We start from the raw sequence: 14,449 nt of genomic DNA on the forward strand, positions 1-14,449 counted from the left end.
TGACCCATGCCACACCGTTGGCGGTGGCCCTGCCGATGAGATTGCGGGCGATCTCCGCCGGCATGCTGCCGCCACCGTCGAGATGCACGGTGCCCAGCCGGTCCCCGAGGAGGACCTCCGCCGAGACGGTGAGATTGACCGTGACCGGCTGCCCCTCCACCGCTTCCCGACCGGTCAACCGGGCGAACGCGGTGTCGGCCATGAGCTGCGGCCGGGTCCGTAGTTCCTGATCGTGCCCGACCTGGGTGTCGGCGTGCGTACGGAGCGCGGCGTACGCGCCGACCCCTTGCGCCATCGGCAGCAGCAGCGACAACCGGGCCATCCCCTCCGGCAGGGGCCGCAAGGTGACGGTGCGGTCCTTCTCCGCCGCCGCGATCCGATCCACCGTCGCCTGCGCATCCACGCGGTAGGCGACCTGCTGCACCGTCCCCGCCAACTGCTTGAGCCCCACCCCCGCCAACACCGCCGGATTCGCACAGAGCTCCTCGTCGGCGCGCTGTCGGTCCGCGATGTCCACGTGACTCAGGCCCGCGAGCAGCGTCGGGATCGCCTCCGGGGACAGGTCACCGTCGTAGAGCCGGGCCCGGGTGTGCGGCATGTACCGCTCCAACTCCACCGCCCTGGCGACGAACCGCCCGGCGGTGTTCGGGGAGATGTGCAACGCCAGCGCGACCTCCGCGGCGACGCCCTGCTGCCACCGATCCTGCGGCACCCCCGCCGCCACCCGCTCACACACCCGCTGCCGCAGCAGATCCGCCGCCAGCGCGTACTGCTCCACAGCCAACCGGCACCGCCGGACCTCACTCGAACGCAACCGATCCACCACATCCCCACCCGCAGCTGCATCAGGAGGCGGATCATCCTTTACTGCAATACTTTCGTCCATACCAGGACGCTACCCGGACCCACTGACAAGTTTTCGAGATGCGGAGATATATCGAATAGATGTCCGGTGCGCGACTCCTTCGCCCCGCCGTTAGCACCGCAACACCCAGCACGGCGGGTGGCCACCCGAATAGATCAGTAGTTACTAACCACTGGTCACAACACCCTGCTCGTCGGCGACCACGTCCAGCGGACGGCACGGGCACCACCCTCCGCGCGTCACCGGAGGCCGCGCCCGCTCGACGACGATCGATCCGTGCAGGGCCCCGTCCGAACCCCAGTGCAGGATGTCGTGCGTCCACGGCTCGAGCAGGATCTGGCGCCGCTCGTACAGCTCGACATGGGTGCGACGGAGCTCGCCGAAACGTGCCCACATCTGCGTGAGGTGGTCGTGGAATCGCATTGCTCACCCGCCTTTTCGCTCGAACCATCGTTCTCCACGATCTTGCGGGACCCGCGGGGCCAGGTCCAGCGAGTATTTCTACCGCCACCCGGTGGCGATACTGAACGGTTACCCTGGGCGGCGTCCACCCAGACCGGGAACACCCCAGAACGGAGAAGACACACCATGATCTGCACCAGGCCCCTCGCCGCCGCCGGATTCGCCGCACTCCTCGCCGCCGGGGGTTGCTCGAACGACGGGGCGCAGACCTCGCCGTCCGCGACCTCCACGACGGTCACCAACACCACTACCGCCCAACAGGATCCATCGCCGCGGACCGCTCAGCCGTCGGCAACGGTCACCGTGCAGCCGACGCGCCGAGCCCCGACCACGATCCCGAAGCCCCCGAAACCCACCGGACCGGGCAGCGAGTACGACGTCCCGTGCACCGGCGGCCCGGGCGAGGGCACGATCTGCACCAACCCGAACCACGGCGCCGGCGACGATCCCTATGGAACCGGCAGCGTCGCACCGACTCCGTCGAAGCCGCGGTGAGTCAGAGCGCCCGCAGCGCCGCCTTCGCCGCGTGCCACCCGACCATCCCGTGCACGCCCGGGCCGGGGGCCGCGGCGGCGGAGCAGAGGTACACCCGATCGGTGAGCCGGTAGGGATCGACCAGGGTGGGTCGGCGGACCAGCTGCGCGGGAATCGCAGCACCGGCGGCGATGTCGCCGCCGACGAGGTTGGCATTGCCCGCCTCCAGACCGGCCGGCCCCAGGGACCGGAGTTCGACGATGCGCTCCCGAACGCCCGGCGCGTGCCGCTCCACTTCGGCGATCACCGACTGCGTGAGGTCGCCCGGGAATCCGTTGGGGCAGTGCGCGTACATCGACACGGGCACCAGCGAACCGGCGCAGCGCGACGGGTCCGCCAGGTACTGCTGGGAGAGGATCATCACGGGGCGCTCCGGCATCCGGCCTCGGTTCACCATCAGCTCCTTGGCCGCGATCTCCCGCGCCGTGCCGCCCAGATGGACGAAGGCGGACCGTCGGAGATCCTCGTGCGCCCAGGGGATCCCACCGTCGACCACGAGGTCGACCTTGAACGCGGCGGCGCCGAACCGCCACCGTCGGACACGGCGCCGCAGCCACCCCGGTGCGCGCTCCCCCACCAGGTTCCGCGCCGCGGGCAGGCCCGTGTCGAGGAGGACGAGGTCGGCGTCCGGTAGCGCCGTCACCCGCTCGCCCGTGCGGATCGTGCCGCCGTGCGCCAGCACGAGCGCGGCGAGCCCGTCGGAGATCTGCTGCGAACCGCCCAGCGGCACCGACCAGGGCCGCACGCCCGCCAGGATGTATCCGAGCGAACTCGTGAGCGGCAGGTGCTGGGGCACGATGCCGTGCGCGGCGACCCCGGCGAAGACGGCGCCGCCGACGCGGCCGAGCGCGGCGGCGGTCACCGCGGCCGGTAGCGCGAAGCGCGGCCCCCATCGAGTCGCGAGGACGGGGTGCCGCGGCACATCGGTCATCGGCGCGAAGAAGGCCGCCATCACCTCGGGCCCGCAGTCCGGCACGTCCGCGAGCGTGCCCACCGCGTCGGCCGGGTCGGGCGAGAGCGGGTGCGCCACGTCGATCTCCGCCGTGCCCCACGCGATGTCGAGCCCCACGTCCCGGAGCGCGGGCGAGGCGTACGCGAGGGGATGCCCCGTCGAGAACCGATCGACGACGGTCCCGGCCATCCGATCGGACCTGCAGGCGCCGCCGAGTGTCGCCTCGGCCTCGAGCACCGTCACCTCGAGCCCCGCGCGGGCCAGGTAGGCGGCGGCCGTGAGCCCGTTGGGTCCGGATCCGACGACGACGGCGGTGGTCATGCCGCCAGGCTACGCGCGACCGGCTCCGCCCAGGTCAGAGCGGACTCACCCGCAGGAGGGACTTCACCTGCTTCTGTTCGGCCATCGCGCGGTACCCGGCCACGACGCCGCCGAGGTCGGACTCCCACGTGAACACCCGTCCGGGATCGATGGTGCCGTCCAGCACGTCGGGCAGCAGCTCGGGCAGGTAGACGGGGACCTGGCACGGCCCGCCGCGCCATCCGACGTTCCGCCAGAACGCCTCCCGGACGGGCGGATCCAGGTCGTCGGAGATCCCGACGAGCCCGACCATCGAGCCGGGCCTGGCGATCCGGAAGGCGGTGTCGACGGCCTGCGCGGTGCCGACGCACTCCAGCGTCGCGTCCACCCCCACGCCGCCGGTCATCTCGAGCACCCGCTCAGTGGCTTCGTCGCCGCGCTCCGCCACCAGGTCGGTGGCGCCGAACTCCGTGGCCAGCGCCTGCCGCACCGGCGAGCTGCTCAGCGCGATGATCCGCTCGGCGCCCAGCCGTTTCGCGGACAGGACGCCCAGCAGGCCCACGGCACCGTCGCCCACCACGGCGACGGTGTGCCCCGGCCGCACCCCGGCGCACACCGCGGCGTGGTGCCCTGTGCACAGCACGTCCGACAGCGTGAGCAGGGACTTGAGCAGGGCATCGTCGTGCCCCGTGCCCGGAACGGCGTGCAGGCTCCGGTCGGCGAAGGGCACACGCATGGCCTCGCCCTGGCCACCGTCGTTGGTGCCGTTTCCGAACGTCGCGCCCCGGACACAGGCGAAAGGGGTGCCGCCCAGGCAGTGTGCGCACTCCCCGCAATGGAACTGCAGCGGCACCACCACCAGATCCCCGGGGCGCACGGAGGTCACCTCCGCGCCCGTGTCCTCGACCACCCCGATCGCCTCGTGGCCGATCGAGCCCACGGCGTGCGGACGCTTCCCGCGGTAGTAGGTCAGGTCCGAGCCGCACACGCACGACAGCACGACCCGCACCACCGCGTCCGTGGGGAGTTGCAGCGCCGCGTCGGGCCGCTGTCCCAGCTCGATGGCACCCGATTCGGTGTACACAGCAGCACGCACGGCCACTCCTCACAAATAATATATTATCGAGGTCAGTACATCACGGACTCGGCACCGCCGAGGCGATACAGTCGTCTTTCATGCGCACCGTCGGACGCCTCCAGCCCTTCACGTCGACGATCTTCGCGGAGATCTCGGCGCTCGCCGCCGAGACCGGCGCCGTCAACCTGGGGCAGGGGTTCCCGGACACGGACGGCCCGGCCGGGATGCTCGCGGCCGCGAAGGCGGCGATCGACGGCGGCATGAACCAGTACCCGCCGGGCGACGGCCTGCCCGAGCTCCGTCGGGCCGTGTCCGCGCAGGTCGAGCGCGAGTACGGCCTGCACTACGACCCGGACGGCGAGGTGCTGGTCACCGTCGGCGCCTCCGAGGGGATCGCGGCCGCCGTGCTGGGCCTGGTCGAACCGGGCCAGGAGGTGATCCTGATCGAGCCCTTCTACGACTCCTACGCCGCGACGGTGGCGATGGCCGGCGCGACCCGGGTCGTGGTGCCGCTCGTCGACGACGGCGGCCGTTACCGCCTCGATCCGGCGATGCTCCGGGCCGCGGTCACGGACCGGACCGCGGCGATCATCGTCAACTCCCCGCACAACCCGACGGGCACCGTTCTCGCCGACGACGACCTGCGCCTGATCGCCGACCTGTGTGTCGAGCGGGACCTGCTGTGCTTCACCGACGAGGTCTACGAGTACCTGCTCTTCGACGGCCGGGTGCACCGCCCGCTCGCCGCCTTCGAGGGCATGCGGGAGCGCACGGTCCGGATCTCGGGCGCCGCCAAGGCCTTCAACGTGACGGGGTGGAAGGTCGGCTGGATCACCGCCCCGCGCGAGCTCGCCGACGCCTGCCGCTCCGCCAAGCAGTGGCTCACCTTCACGGGCGCCACCCCGCTGCAGCACGCGGTCGCGCACGCGCTCGACAACGAGTCCTCGTGGCTCGAGAAGCTCGCCCCCACACTGCAGGACAGCCGCGACCTGCTCACCGCCTCGCTCGTCGAGGCCGGCTTCACGGTGCACCCGTCGGAGGGCACGTACTTCGTCGTGGCCGACGCGCGGGCCCTCGGCTACGACGATGCCGCCGCCCTCGCCCGGGAACTGCCCGGCCGCATCGGTGTGGCCGCGGTTCCGGTCAGCGCGCTCGCCGACGACCAGGCCCGCTGGGGGCACCTCCTGCGCTTCGCGTTCGCCAAGCGCGAGGAGGTGCTGGCCGAGGGGGCCCGACGTCTCCGGGCTCTCACCTAGGTGGTCAGAACACCTGGGAGAACGCGGGGATCACCTCGCGCTCGAAGAGTTCGAGCCCCGAGGTGTCGTAGGCGATCTCGGGGAAGTAGCAGATGGCGTAGGTCATCCCCTCCGCCTCGAGCCGCTTCAGGTTCGCGACGATCTCGGCGGGCGTCCCCACCCCCGGCATGCCGAGGAAGCTGCCCATCGTGGCGTCGACCGCCGCCTCGGGCACGTGCTGGAGCAGCCGATTGCGGGTCTCGTCGAGCCGGGTCTGCACGTCGCGGGCGGCCTCGCCGATCGCGATGTTGTAGTTCGAGGACCGGGTGATGGCATCGAAGTCGCGGCCGAGATCGGCGCAGTGGCGCCGCAGCACCTCCGACTTGTGCGCGAACCCTTCGAAGGTGCCGTCGAAGTTGGTGTACTGCGCGTACTTCGCGGCGATCCGCAGTGTCTTCTTCTCACCGCCGCCGGCGACCCACAGCGGAATGCCCCCGTCCTGCACGGGACGGGGCTCGCAGATCGCACCGTCGACCTGGTAGTACTTCCCGTCGAGCGTGGCGGCCCCCTCGGTCCACGCCTGGCGCATGATCTGCACGCCCTCGTCGAGGCGGCCGAGCCGCTCGCCCGCCGACGGGAAGCCGTAGCCGTAGGCGCGCCACTCGTGCTCGTACCAGCCGCCGCCGATCCCCATCTGCGTGCGGCCGCCGGAGATCAGGTCGACCGTGGCGGCCACCTTCGCCAGGTACGCGGGGTTGCGATAGCTCATCGCCGTGCACATCTGGCCGAGCTTCACGCGCTCGGTCGTCGCGGCGAGGGCGGCCATCAGCGACCACGCCTCGTGCGTCGCCTCGTGGCTCGGGACCGGGGTGGTGTGGAAGTGGTCGTACACCCACACCGAGTCCCAGGGCCCGGCGTCGGCGCGCTGGGCGAGGCCGTTCATGACGGACCAGTGGTCCGCCGGATCGATGCCGACGAGGTCGAAACGCCAGCCTTGCGGGAGGAAGAGTCCGAATCGCACGCCTCCAACCCTACGGAGATCGCGCCGGACTTGTCAGGGGGACCTCGTATCGTCTCAGGCGATGCAGGATTCGCTGTTCGACGATGCCGTACCGCTGGCCCCGCACCGTCGGGACCTGGCCGGCGGTGCGTGGCTCGACGTGCGCGCGGCGTGGCAGTCGGAGCCCGACGAACTCTTCGAGGCCCTGGGCCGCGACGTGCCGTGGGTCGAGGAGAAGCGCCGCATGTACGAGCGCACGCTGCCCGTGCCGCGGTTGCTGCGCTACTACGGAGACGAGGCGCCGCTCCCCCATCCCGAGCTGGCTCGTATCCGGGACCGGCTCACCGAGCTGTACTGGGACGATCTGCACGAGCCCTTCACCTCCGTCGGGCTGTGCCTCTACCGCGACGGCGCGGATTCCGTGGCCTGGCACGGCGACACGATCGGCCGCGGCGCCACGCACGACACCATCGTCGCCATCGTCTCCCTCGGCGCCACCCGCCCCTTCCTGATGCGGCCGCGCGGCGGCGGCGCCAGCACGAAGCTGTCGATCGGCCACGGCGACCTCCTCGCGATGGGCGGCTCCGCACAGCGCACCTGGGAGCACGCGGTACCGAAGGTCCCGCACGCCGGGCCGCGCATCAGCGTGCAGTTCCGGGTGGCCGGGGTCCGCTGACCCACTGGTCATGACCTGGTGTGACAAGATGAGGTCATGATCGCGGACGGCCCGATTCCGAAACACGAGCAATTGCGGGCGCTCCTCGAGCAACGCTGCGCCGAGAGCCTCGCGCCGGGCGCGGCGCTCCCCAGCGAGCGCCAGCTGTGCGAGGAGTACGGGGTCTCGCGGATCACGGTGCGTGAGGCGCTGCGCCAGCTCGTCGCCGAGGGCACGCTGGTCCGGATCCGCGGCAAGGGCACGTTCGTCGCGGACCGTCCCGCCCGCTCGCAGCTGCACCTCGCGTCGTTCCACGACGACATGCGGCGGCTGGGCCGCTCACCGTCGACGGTGGTCCTGCAGACGGAGCTGCGGGTCCCGCCCCCGTCGACGACGGCGGCACTGCGGATCCGAGCCGCGGACAAGGCCTTCCACGTCAGGCGGCTGCGGCTCGCCGACGGGGTTCCCATCTCGATCGACGACGCCTGGTACCCGCAGGCCGTCGCACCCCAGATGGACGCGCACGACCTCACGCGGTCGATCTACGACCTCCTGCGCACCGAGTACGGGCACCCCATCGATCGCGCCGAGCAATCCATCGGGGCTATCTCCGCCGACGGCGAGCTCGCCCGCCTGCTCGGAGTGCCCTCGGGCGCACCGATCCTGGCCTTCGATCGCGTCTCCTTCTCCGGTGAGACGCGCGTGGAGCACAGCTATTCCTGGTATCGCTCCGACCGCTACCAGGTCCAGATGACGGTGACCGAGGCCGGCGGCGCGCGCTGAACGTCCCGTCAGATGGCCTCGTACTGCGGCTCGCCCCGGAACCGCGAGGCGCGGCCGCCGATCCCGAGCGCCGACCACACCCGACGCGACACCGGGTTCATCAGTCCGATGCGCTCGGCCAGCGCGCGGACGTCGCCGAAGACCTCGGCGCGCATGCGACGCGTCGCGGGATCACGCCAGAAGATCTCCGTGCGCACCTCGTCCGGCACGTCGAAGGTCTCCCAGAACTGCTTGGGCGGCACCATGATCACGTTGTTGAGCGACCACATGATCAGCGGCGCGACGACGGAGAGGATCCCCCGCTGCACGCGGCTCATCTTCGGCACCTGGTACTCGAGGAGCTGGTGCGCGAACGAGATGTGGCGCGCCTCCTCCGCGACATGGATCGCGATGATCGCGGTCATCGCCGGGTGCTGGGTGTCCGCCGCGCGCAGCTGATGCTTCTGCATGTGGTCGATCGGCTCCTCGCCGCCGAGCACGCCCACGAAGAAGCCGGGCGGCGCCCAGACCGCGGCGCGGGTCAGGCGCGGCATCACGGCGCGGAACCAGCGCGGCGCACCGGGCACGTTCTGGCCGGTCCGGTTGACGAACTCCTGGAACATGAGCGTGTGGTTGCACTCCTCGCGGGCCTCGTGCGTGGCGTAGCGGAACTCCGGGGAGCCGTTGCGCTGCACGAACGAGTACTGCATCAGCGCGGCGATGAGCACCTGCTCGAACTGCATGCCCGCCTTGACCAGGTTCGCCTGCCGCCAGACGCCCATGGCGATCCGCTTCTCCAGGGGCTGCGCCTGATACCAGGGACTCCTGCCGATGTAGTCGAGCTCGGGGTGCAGCACCCACCGCCGGTCCGCGGGGTCGATCGCGAGCTCCGGAGAATCCCAGGCGATGTCCAGGTAGGGGTCGAAATTGCGCTCGACCGACGCGTTCGACAGGTCCGACAACGTCCGGTGAAAATCGGCGCGCGGGGCGCTGATGCGCGCACCCCGGGCATCCGTGTGGGCCACGTCAACCATGATCACCTCATGAAATAGACAGTCTGTTGATGACTGTCTACCACATGTGGTTCGAGCTCACGCCCCCGAGAAGCCCGACGACGGGGTGAAGCAGGTGCCGTAGAAGTCCCGGCCGAAGGGCGTGATCTCGATCCGCCGGCGGACGGTCTTGGCGTACCGGCCGGCGGTGCTGATCGCATCGATGATCTGCGGCTGGACCTGGAGCAGCTCGTACCGCCGCACCTCCACCTGCTCCTTCGAGAACCAGATCAGGCCCAGGCGGTGCAGGTTGCCGAGGTACGCGGCGATCCGCTCGGGATGGCGGCAGCCGGCGACCTCCGGGATCATCGAGAGTCCGGCGGCCACGGTCTCCGCGCCGACCCCGAACGGGCGGTTGGTGCGCACGTCGATCGCGGGCTGCGCACCGTCGTTGTGGAGCAACCGCAGGATGCGGGCCTCGTCGGGGCAGAGCTCCTGCAGGATGTGCGCGAACGCCGGATGGGGAGCCTGCGCCCCCGCCGGCTCGGCGGACTGCGCGAGCAGCCGGTCGCCCGTGCGGCGGAGCTCCTCGGAGGTGGTGACGGGCTCGTCCTCACGCTCGTCGAGCTCCTCGACGACCTCACCGTGCACGACGACGCGCGGCGCCACCTCGGTGGTCAGCGCGACGTCCACGAGATGCCCCGCCTCGCTGACGAACTGCTGGGTGAGGCGCTGCGCCGAGCCGCCGATCTCTCGGGTCACGTTGAACGCCGAGTTCGACACCCGCCCGAGCCGCCCGAGGAGGCCGCCGCCGGACTCGGGCTTGCCGGCCTCCGCGAGCTCGCCCTCGCCACGCACCGCCAGCTCGCGGCCCTCGGCGTCCCGCGCCGCGTTGGAACCGGACTTGTCACTCACGTCTGTCACACCCCGAAGATCGCTAGATGAAGGAACCCGGCGAACGAGCCGAGCACCGCGCCGTGCAGGAACAGCAGCCACTCGTCCTGCTTGATCGCCGACCGGAGCAGTTCACTGAGATCGTCCGGGCTGAGCTTGCTCATACGCTCGATGACGAACTCGCGGACCTTGGTCTGCTGTTCGGCCACGAACTGCGGCTGGCTGACCGTCGCCTCGGCGACCTTGAGCGCCTCGGCACCGACCAGTTGCGGCACGCGGTCGTAGGCCTCGCTCCCCACCGACAGCTTGACGAAGCCGCGCGCCCAGCCCGCGGCGTTGTCGATCGAATCGCGCAGCACCGTCTCGACGGTGGCCCGGGTCCGGTCCGAGCGCGGCCCGTGCAGCAGCTCGTCGCAGATGTTCTCGATGGTGATCACCTTGTCCGCCATCACCATGGCGTACTGCTCACCGATCTCCTTCTTGCGTTTGAGGAACAGGCCCTGCTTCCACGGCACCCACCAGGTGGGATGGATCGGCTCGAAGATCATCAGGATGCCGATGTAGTTGACCACGTAGCCGATGACGATGCCGCCCAGCGGCAGGAGCCACCAGTACGGGAAGAAGTGCAGGAGCGCGACGAGGAGGAAACCCATCGGGAATCCGAAGTAGAAGCCGAAGTTCTGCATGAACTTCAGTTCCTTGCGGCCCATGTTGTAGAAGATGTCCTTCAGAACCGAAGGATTGTTGGTGAGGTACCGGATCACCAGGAGCTTGGCGTCGATGTAGTCGTCGATGTTCTCGCCGATGGTCGACGTGATCCGCCGGACGTCCTTCGGCAGCGACGCCGACACGCGCCGGTAGACGAGCAGCTTCACGTCCTCGGGGAGCGAATACCACAGGCGCGGGTTCTCGCGCTGCATCACGGATTCGACGATCGACGGGATCATCGGCAGCGACGCGCGGGTGAGCACCTCGGAGACGTGCTCGGGATCCATCACCTCGTAGAACTCGGCGATACTGCCCACCTTGTTGAGCGACTTGTCGACGGCGATGCTCGCCATCTTCTCGGCTCTCGAGGGCACGATCCCCTGCCAACCGACGCGGCCGTCCGGCTGGATGGCCGGGATCACCTGAACCCGCCGCGGGAGCAACGGGTACAGGGTGGCCATGCCGGGAACCTTGACGCCGTAGAACCGCTTGGGCTCGAACAGCATGAGAATGCCGGTCCAGTTGGTGATGTAGCCGATGATGCCGGTGAACAACGGGATCGTGATGAGCTGCTCGATCAGATGCGCGTTCACGACACAGACACCTCATCGACGTTCGTCGTCGAGCGCACCACGTACCCTCCATCTCCGCTCGCGCGGCCCGAATCACTCGTCCTACGAATGGTTCACGGTCACCCGCTCGACATCATTCGCGCTCACAGTACTCAACAAGATGAGAGGATTACTCCTCGATTCGATCACTGTGACCAGATGAACACGCCGAGACACGAGCTCGATCACATCGCAAACAGCACCTCTCCCGCAACCACTTCGCGCTCCTCAGGATCCGGAACCGACCCGGGCGTGGAATCCATCACCACGACCGGACAGATGGCACTGAGCCCCCGATCGCGAATGCCCGACGGGGAGAACGAGATCAACGGATCCCCCGCGGCGACCTTCGACTTCTCCGCGGCCAGCAGCGTGAAGCCCTCGCCCCCCAGATTCACGGTGTCGATTCCGACGTGCACGAGAACACCGACGCCACCGTCGCCGAGCACGATCGCCGCATGCGGATGCAACTTGAGCACCGTGCCCGCGACGGGGGAGACGACGACGGCGTCGGCACCGCCGGCGGGAACCGACGGCTCGATCGCGACACCCGAACCGACCATCTGGCCCGCGAAGACCTGATCGGGGACCGCGGAGAGCGGCACCAGCCGCCCGGCCACCGGCGCGAGGATGTCGGTCACAGGAGGTCCTGCACTTCCTCCGCGAGGGCGTCGGCGGTCGGCCCGACGACGACCTGGACCGCGGATCCGGCCACCATCACGCCGTGCGACAGCTTCTTGAGCGCGGCCTGATCGACGAGACCTGCGTCTTTCACCTCGCACCGCAGGCGGGTGATGCAGCCCTCGACCTCCTCGATGTTGTCGGCCCCGCCGAGTCCGTTCACGATGTCCTGAGCCTTCGACATGTCTGCCGCCCTTCCGGAGAGGTTCGGGGAAACCGGCGCACGCCGCCCCAACTGGTTATAACCTGTCGTCACCCTAGTGGACTCGTCCCTCGACAGGAGCGAAAAATGAGTTCCTCATCCGGATCCGGTATATCAGCACGACGGCTCGATCTGACCGGTCTCCAGAAACTCGGCCGCAGTCTCATGCTGCCCATCGCGGTCCTCCCGGCCGCGGGCCTGCTCCTGCGACTTGGGCAGGACGATCTGCTCGGCCGCTGGTCGTCGATGAAGACCGTGGCCGCCGTCATCGGCGGCGCCGGAAACGCGCTGATCGGCAACCTGGCGATCCTCTTCGCCGTCGGTATCGCGATCGGCTGGGCGAAGAAGGCCGACGGTTCCACCGCGCTCGCCGCGCTCGTCGGATACCTCTCCTTCCAGGCGGTCGAGAAGGCGATGTCGCCGGTGGTGCTGGCCGGCAAGGTCGACAAGGCGGGCGACCCCGCGATCGTCGACTACGGCGTGCTCGGCGGCATCGTCATCGGCATCATGTCGGCGATGCTGTGGCAGCGGTTCTACAAGACGAAGCTCCCCGACTACATCGGCTTCTTCTCCGGCCGGCGCCTGGTCCCGATCCTCACCGCGTCCGGCGCGATCGTCGTCGGCGTGATCATGTCCTTCATCTACCCGGCCTTCAACTGGGCCCTCACCGGCCTCGGCAACTGGGTCGCCGAGCACGCGGTCGTCGGCGGCGGGGTCTTCGGCACCGTCAACCGCCTGCTGCTCCCGCTCGGCCTGCACCACATCATCAACTCGGTGGTCTGGTTCGTCCTCGGCGACTACCACACCGCCACCGGGCAGGTCGTGCACGGCGACATCTCCCGCTTCCTGCAGGGCGACCCCACCGCCGGCACGTTCATGACCGGCTTCTTCCCCATCATGATGTTCGGCCTGCCCGCCGCGGCCCTCGCCATCTACCGCTGCGCCAAGCCCGAGAACCGCAAGGTGGTCGGCGGCATCATGCTCTCCGTCGCGCTCACCAGCTTCCTGACCGGCATCACCGAGCCGCTGGAGTTCTCCTTCATCTTCGTCGCGTGGCCGCTGCTCGTCGTGCACGCGCTGCTCACCGGCAGTTCCCTGCTCATCGCGAACTGGCTCGGCATCCATCACGGGTTCACGTTCTCCGCGGGCGCGATCGACTACGTCCTCAACTTCGGCAAGGCCACCAATCCGCTGTGGCTCATCCCGATGGGCCTCGTCTACGCCGTGATCTACTACTTCACGTTCTCGTTCATCATCAAGCGCCGGAACCTCAAGACCCCCGGCCGCGAGGACGAGGACGAGGAAGCAGAGGTGACGGCGTGACCGAGTACCTGCGCGGCACCGTCGTCACGCCCTCCGGGGCGATCGACGACGGCGTCGTCGCGTACGGCGGCGGACTCATCACGGAGGTCGGGCCGGCGTCGGCCTTCCCCCCCGCCGGCCTCCCGGCACCGTCGGACCGCGTGTACGTGCCCGGCATGATCGACGTGCACTGCCACGGCGGCGGCGGGTTCGGCTTCCCCGACTCCGACGCCGACGGTGCCCGCGCCGCCGCCGCGCACCACCTCGGCCGCGGTACGACGACGCTGCTCGCCTCGCTCGTGTCGGCGTCGCCGGACAAGCTTCTCGAGCGCATCGCGACGCTCTCGCCCCTCGTCGACGACGGCACCGTCGCCGGCCTGCACCTGGAGGGGCCGTTCCTGGCCCAGGAGGTGTGCGGGGCGCAGGACCCGCGGTACATCATCGACGGTGACCCGGCGCTGCTGGAGACGCTCCTCGACGCCGCGGGCGGCCGGATCCGCTCGATGACGGTCGCCGCCGAGACGGCGCACTTCGACGTGTTGGCCCGGCAGTTGTCCGAGGCCGGCGCCGTCGTCTCGGTGGGGCACACCGCCGGCGACTACGACACCGTCGAGGCCGCGCTCGGCGCACCCTCCGGGCCGGTGAGCATCACGCACCTGTTCAACGGCATGCACCCCATGCACCACCGGCATCCCGGCGCGGTCGGCGCGGCCCTCAAGGTCGCGGGCGAGGGACGCGCGGTCGCCGAGGTCATCGGCGACGGGGTGCACCTGGCCGCCGGCACCGTCGCGATGGTCTTCGCGACCGTCGGGCCCGACCACGTCGCGCTCATCTCCGACGCGATGCAGGCGGCCGGCATGCCCGACGGCCAGTACTCACTGGGGCCGCTGGAGGTCACCGTCGGGGGCGGCACGGCCCGCCTGACCACGTCCGACGGTACGCCGGGCGCGATCGCCGGGGGCACCTCCTCGGTGTTCGACGTGTTCGCGCGCGCCGTCCGGTACTCGGGAGTCGCCCTCGCCGACGCTGCCCGCGCGGGCGCGACGACGCCCGCTCGGCTGCTGGGCCTGAGGGACCGGGGCGAGCTGTCCGCCGGCCTGCGGGCCGACCTGCTCGAACTGTCCGCCGACCTGGACCTGCTGCGGGTGTTCCGCGGGGGTGTCGAGGTCTCCTGACCGAGCCGTTCCATCAGTGTGACACCTGCAGTCGCGGTGTT

The 14,449-nt window shown here is 69.9% G+C and carries 16 protein-coding genes; 6 read left to right on the forward strand and 10 right to left on the reverse strand.

Going from position 1 to position 14,449, the window contains the following annotated elements:
- Window positions 1-778, reverse strand: a 778-nt coding sequence (locus ABZX10_RS12035) for a DUF222 domain-containing protein (RefSeq protein ID WP_355539807.1), incomplete at its 3' end; no start/stop codon positions are given.
- Window positions 779-1,030: 252 nt separating this feature from the next.
- Entirely contained in the window at window positions 1,031-1,288 is a 258-nt protein-coding gene (locus ABZX10_RS12040) for a hypothetical protein (protein WP_355539348.1), read from the reverse strand.
- 165 nt (window positions 1,289-1,453) lie between these two features.
- On the opposite strand from ABZX10_RS12040, the gene ABZX10_RS12045 reads away from it, so the two are divergent.
- The gene (locus ABZX10_RS12045) at window positions 1,454-1,822 is read left to right on the forward strand and encodes a hypothetical protein (RefSeq protein ID WP_355539351.1); all 369 of its coding nucleotides are present in this window, start codon (window positions 1,454-1,456) and stop codon (window positions 1,820-1,822) included.
- A 1-nt stretch (window position 1,823) separates the two neighbouring features.
- On the opposite strand, the gene ABZX10_RS12050 is transcribed toward ABZX10_RS12045, so the two are convergent.
- Both ABZX10_RS12050 and ABZX10_RS12055 read right to left on the reverse strand, forming a co-directional pair.
- Window positions 1,824-3,134 (reverse strand): NAD(P)/FAD-dependent oxidoreductase, encoded by a 1,311-nt coding sequence (locus tag ABZX10_RS12050; RefSeq protein WP_355539354.1) that lies wholly within the window; start codon window positions 3,132-3,134, stop codon window positions 1,824-1,826.
- A gap of 34 nt (window positions 3,135-3,168) precedes the next feature.
- Window positions 3,169-4,209 carry an alcohol dehydrogenase catalytic domain-containing protein gene (locus tag ABZX10_RS12055; protein ID WP_355539357.1) on the reverse strand — a complete coding sequence of 347 codons (1,041 nt, stop codon included), beginning with the start codon at window positions 4,207-4,209 and terminating at the stop codon, window positions 3,169-3,171.
- A gap of 80 nt (window positions 4,210-4,289) precedes the next feature.
- Here ABZX10_RS12055 and ABZX10_RS12060 point away from each other — a divergent pair, with 80 nt between their 5' ends.
- The gene (locus tag ABZX10_RS12060) at window positions 4,290-5,447 is read left to right on the forward strand and encodes a pyridoxal phosphate-dependent aminotransferase (protein ID WP_355539360.1); all 1,158 of its coding nucleotides are present in this window, start codon (window positions 4,290-4,292) and stop codon (window positions 5,445-5,447) included.
- Between the two features lie 4 nt (window positions 5,448-5,451).
- Here ABZX10_RS12060 and ABZX10_RS12065 read toward each other — a convergent pair whose 3' ends face one another.
- Window positions 5,452-6,447, reverse strand: a complete 996-nt coding sequence (locus ABZX10_RS12065) for an LLM class F420-dependent oxidoreductase (protein WP_355539363.1) — start codon at window positions 6,445-6,447, stop codon at window positions 5,452-5,454.
- 61 nt (window positions 6,448-6,508) lie between these two features.
- Between ABZX10_RS12065 and ABZX10_RS12070 the strand changes: the two genes are divergently transcribed.
- Window positions 6,509-7,102 (forward strand): alpha-ketoglutarate-dependent dioxygenase AlkB, encoded by a 594-nt coding sequence (locus ABZX10_RS12070; protein WP_355539366.1) that lies wholly within the window; start codon window positions 6,509-6,511, stop codon window positions 7,100-7,102.
- A gap of 36 nt (window positions 7,103-7,138) precedes the next feature.
- Window positions 7,139-7,864, forward strand: coding sequence for a GntR family transcriptional regulator (locus tag ABZX10_RS12075; RefSeq protein WP_355539369.1), 726 nt, complete (start codon window positions 7,139-7,141; stop codon window positions 7,862-7,864).
- Window positions 7,865-7,872: 8 nt separating this feature from the next.
- Here the strand turns inward: ABZX10_RS12075 and ABZX10_RS12080 are convergent, their stop codons facing one another.
- The 5 genes from ABZX10_RS12080 to ABZX10_RS12100 form a co-directional block, all read right to left on the reverse strand.
- On the reverse strand, window positions 7,873-8,877 hold the full coding sequence (locus ABZX10_RS12080; protein WP_355539372.1) for a diiron oxygenase: 1,005 nt from the start codon (window positions 8,875-8,877) through the stop codon (window positions 7,873-7,875).
- Window positions 8,878-8,934: 57 nt separating this feature from the next.
- Entirely contained in the window at window positions 8,935-9,759 is an 825-nt protein-coding gene (locus ABZX10_RS12085) for an Abi-alpha family protein (protein WP_355539375.1), read from the reverse strand.
- Window positions 9,756-11,030 carry a hypothetical protein gene (locus ABZX10_RS12090; RefSeq protein ID WP_355539378.1) on the reverse strand — a complete coding sequence of 425 codons (1,275 nt, stop codon included), beginning with the start codon at window positions 11,028-11,030 and terminating at the stop codon, window positions 9,756-9,758. The genes ABZX10_RS12085 and ABZX10_RS12090 overlap by 4 nt, the downstream gene beginning before the upstream one ends.
- A 203-nt stretch (window positions 11,031-11,233) precedes the next feature.
- Complete coding sequence (locus tag ABZX10_RS12095; protein ID WP_355539381.1) at window positions 11,234-11,689, reverse strand: glucose PTS transporter subunit IIA; 456 nt, start codon at window positions 11,687-11,689, stop codon at window positions 11,234-11,236.
- Window positions 11,686-11,913 carry a PTS glucose/sucrose transporter subunit IIB gene (locus tag ABZX10_RS12100; RefSeq protein WP_068574506.1) on the reverse strand — a complete coding sequence of 76 codons (228 nt, stop codon included), beginning with the start codon at window positions 11,911-11,913 and terminating at the stop codon, window positions 11,686-11,688. Before ABZX10_RS12100 ends, ABZX10_RS12095 begins: the two co-directional genes overlap by 4 nt.
- Window positions 11,914-12,018: 105 nt before the next feature.
- On the opposite strand from ABZX10_RS12100, the gene ABZX10_RS12105 reads away from it, so the two are divergent.
- Together ABZX10_RS12105 and ABZX10_RS12110 are read left to right on the forward strand one after the other, a co-directional pair.
- Window positions 12,019-13,254 carry a PTS transporter subunit EIIC gene (locus tag ABZX10_RS12105; protein ID WP_355539385.1) on the forward strand — a complete coding sequence of 412 codons (1,236 nt, stop codon included), beginning with the start codon at window positions 12,019-12,021 and terminating at the stop codon, window positions 13,252-13,254.
- Window positions 13,251-14,408 (forward strand): amidohydrolase family protein, encoded by a 1,158-nt coding sequence (locus tag ABZX10_RS12110; protein WP_355539388.1) that lies wholly within the window; start codon window positions 13,251-13,253, stop codon window positions 14,406-14,408. Before ABZX10_RS12105 ends, ABZX10_RS12110 begins: the two co-directional genes overlap by 4 nt.
- The last annotated feature ends 41 nt before the right edge of the window (window positions 14,409-14,449 follow it).

Origin of the sequence: Tsukamurella sp. NPDC003166 (genome assembly GCF_040611135.1) — a bacterium.
Classification (GTDB): domain Bacteria; phylum Actinomycetota; class Actinomycetes; order Mycobacteriales; family Mycobacteriaceae; genus Tsukamurella.

Bases quoted from the DNA above. Each gene is read 5' to 3' on its own strand.
- ABZX10_RS12040 (WP_355539348.1), bottom strand. From the start codon at position 1,288: ATGCGATTCCACGACCACCTCACGCAGATGTGGGCACGTTTCGGCGAG.
- ABZX10_RS12075 (WP_355539369.1), top strand. From the start codon at position 7,139: ATGATCGCGGACGGCCCGATTCCGAAACACGAGCAATTGCGGGCGCTC.
- ABZX10_RS12060 (WP_355539360.1), top strand. From the start codon at position 4,290: ATGCGCACCGTCGGACGCCTCCAGCCCTTCACGTCGACGATCTTCGCG.
- ABZX10_RS12105 (WP_355539385.1), top strand. From the start codon at position 12,019: ATGAGTTCCTCATCCGGATCCGGTATATCAGCACGACGGCTCGATCTG.
- ABZX10_RS12100 (WP_068574506.1), bottom strand. From the start codon at position 11,913: ATGTCGAAGGCTCAGGACATCGTGAACGGACTCGGCGGGGCCGACAAC.
- ABZX10_RS12045 (WP_355539351.1), top strand. From the start codon at position 1,454: ATGATCTGCACCAGGCCCCTCGCCGCCGCCGGATTCGCCGCACTCCTC.
- ABZX10_RS12070 (WP_355539366.1), top strand. From the start codon at position 6,509: ATGCAGGATTCGCTGTTCGACGATGCCGTACCGCTGGCCCCGCACCGT.
- ABZX10_RS12050 (WP_355539354.1), bottom strand. From the start codon at position 3,134: ATGACCACCGCCGTCGTCGTCGGATCCGGACCCAACGGGCTCACGGCC.
- ABZX10_RS12080 (WP_355539372.1), bottom strand. From the start codon at position 8,877: ATGGTTGACGTGGCCCACACGGATGCCCGGGGTGCGCGCATCAGCGCC.